The sequence below is a fragment of the Hydrogenophaga intermedia genome, from assembly GCF_000723405.1.
Lineage (GTDB): Bacteria > Pseudomonadota > Gammaproteobacteria > Burkholderiales > Burkholderiaceae_C > Hydrogenophaga > Hydrogenophaga intermedia.
Map to the genome: position 1 here is coordinate 1 of NZ_CCAE010000109.1, position 2,600 is coordinate 2,600.

Genomic DNA, 2,600 nt, shown 5'->3' on the forward strand with positions numbered 1-2,600 from the left:
GCATCTCGTTCAAACCTTTTCAGTCAAAGTGCTCAGCATAGACGAGCAAGTTGCTTGACCGTCAACGCGACAAAACCATCCAGAGCCACCCACCAGACCATGCAGTCGTTCCACCAATGACCGACTCCTTCTCAAGCACGATCACATCTAGTCCATGATGCCGAGCCGTGAGGGCTGCCGCTAGGCCTGCCGCGCCGGACCCGATCACCGCCACATCACAATTCAAAACTCCCACCATTGCACCCCACTTCAGTAGTTGTTAACGCCACCCAGATTTAAGTTTACCATTAACAAACATCGTTCGCAAAATATGAACAGCCAGCGGAGCGAGAGGCGCATTCATTGGGTCTGTCGCAATAGTGGAGTCGGGCCGAAAAGAGTTGCGCAGTCAACATTGTGATCAAAAGGCCAGGGTGTAGAACTGCTGTGCAGCGGACATTGTTGGCGCCGACCGAAAACTGACCCACTGGTCAAATTGGGGTCGGCGCCAACATCGCCGAGGTCAACGAGCGTCTCAACGCCCTGCGACTTGACTGTCAAGACGGGTACTGGTCGGGCGCTTACCCTTACGGCGGGCATGTAGCTCTTTGTAAAGGCATCGAAGCTACACGCCACGCCGGGTTTCGCTTATGCGCAACACCGTTCCGACGGCGTATACCACCGTGCCGACTGTCGTGACCGTTGCCAGCGGTCACGTTGCCGGAATCCCTCCGATCACGTTCACCGGAATGTCGGTCACGATCCCGGAATCACCGGTCACGTTGGACCGGAATACTCAGCGACAGAATCGCTCACTTTAATTGCGCTACCAACCTCGGCGACGGGAGGCCGGCTAGATGATTTTCAGAACCCGATTCTTCGCTCAGGAACTTGCCCGAATGTCACCCGTCAGCGGAGGGGCCGTTGCCACGGCACTGCCCAGCTAGGGCAAATACCTAGTTGACGCTCCTTAATCTTGCGGTTACTATAGGAAAACATCGTTCACAATGAAGGAACATACAGCATGATAACGGACACACCTAATCCGCTAGAGATCTCTACAGATTACCCCCTAGAAAGCACTCGGGCACATCCTCCGATGCTTACTCCAAGCTACGTTTTCACCCGCAAGCGCGCGCCGCATCGTCCTCTTCGGGTGATCCCTCATACTCTCACAGAGTTGTCCGGTCCAATCTACGGGCATGATTCTGTGCAGCCCCTTGACAATGACTTGACTAAGCAGGGCGAAGGCGAGCCGATCGGTGAGCGTATCTTCGTGCATGGACAGGTTATGGACGAGGACGGCCGCGCAATTCCGAACACTCTGATTGAAATCTGGCAGGCCAATGCTGCTGGCCGCTACATTCATGCTCTGGACTCTCACCCGGCACCACTTGATCCGAACTTTTACGGCGCGGGACGTACGGTAACGGCAGACGACGGCACTTACACGTTCACCACCATCAAACCGGGCCCTTATCCAATCATGGGGCTAAATAATTACTGGCGACCTGCACACATTCATTTGTCGTTGTTTGGCCCATCATTCCTGACGCGACTGGTTACACAGCTCTATTTCGAGGGTGACCCACTTATTCAGCATGACATGATTTACAGTACCGCGCCGGAATCATCTCGGGAAGCAATGATTGCCAAATTCGATATGAGTGCAACAAAGTCAGAGTGGGCGCTCGCTTACCGTTTTGACATCGTGCTGCGCAGTCAAAAAAACACACACATCGAGGCATAAAATGGTCACAAATAAGCCTAAGACAATTACGCCGTCTCAAACAGTCGGTCCGTTCTATGCATACTGCCTTAGCCCGGTTAATTACAAGTTTCGCATGTTGGCATCAAATTCGCTGGTGACGAAAGATGTCGATGGAAAGCATATTACATTGCGTGGCACCGTTCTTGATGGTGATGGACTTCCAGTTCCAGACGCGCTGATAGAAATCTGGCAACCGGATGGACTCGGTCGGTTTTCAGGCCATCATCCCTTACTCAAGACCGCCGAGTTCAAAGGTTTTGGTCGCGCGATGTGCGATGCTTTAGGCCTATTTTCTTTCGAAACGGTGAAACCAGGTGGAGCCCCGATGCGGGATGGAGTTATTCAGGCGCCGCACGTTGCTGTTTCGATTTTCGGCAAAGGATTGAATCGCCACCTGTACACGCGGGTGTATTTCGATGATGAGGAGGCGAACAAGAGCGATCCAGTTCTGAATTCCATTCCAGAAGATCTCCGGTCGAAACTGATTGCCAAGGAAATCGAACCAGATTGCTATGAAATTTCAATCAGACTTCAAGGCGAAGGCGAAAGCGTATTTTTCGACGTGTAAACAAGCTACGTTGATCGTTACTGGTCATTGAGTAAATGAATTTCTTCAATCTATAAAGACTCTTGGCCGGTAACATCGATAAAAATAATAAATAGCTCGCTATATTTGCAAGATGAGTTCTGATGCTGCATAGGTCAATAAATATTATTAAAACTTATTTCATTTGAAATAGTATTAATATTTTACCAAGTGCACAAAAAAATACGGTTTTGTCGCGTTGACGGTCAAGCAACTTGCTCGTCTATGCTGAGCACTTTGACTGAAAAGGTTTGAACGAGATGC

At 50.7% G+C, this 2,600-nt stretch carries 2 protein-coding genes and 1 pseudogene; 2 read left to right on the forward strand and 1 reads right to left on the reverse strand.

The annotated features are described in order from the left end of the window. Positions 1-76 precede the first annotated feature (76 nt). Positions 77-238 (reverse strand): annotated as a pseudogene (locus BN948_RS26470) (FAD-dependent oxidoreductase); the annotation flags it as partial. Between the two features lie 840 nt (positions 239-1,078). On the opposite strand from BN948_RS26470, the gene pcaH reads away from it, so the two are divergent. Both pcaH and pcaG read left to right on the forward strand, forming a co-directional pair. Next, complete coding sequence (gene pcaH / locus BN948_RS26475) at positions 1,079-1,729, forward strand: protocatechuate 3,4-dioxygenase subunit beta (protein WP_474997276.1); 651 nt, start codon at positions 1,079-1,081, stop codon at positions 1,727-1,729. 1 nt (position 1,730) lies between these two features. Continuing rightward, complete coding sequence (pcaG, locus tag BN948_RS26480) at positions 1,731-2,318, forward strand: protocatechuate 3,4-dioxygenase subunit alpha (protein WP_081922076.1); 588 nt, start codon at positions 1,731-1,733, stop codon at positions 2,316-2,318. Positions 2,319-2,600 lie beyond the last annotated feature (282 nt).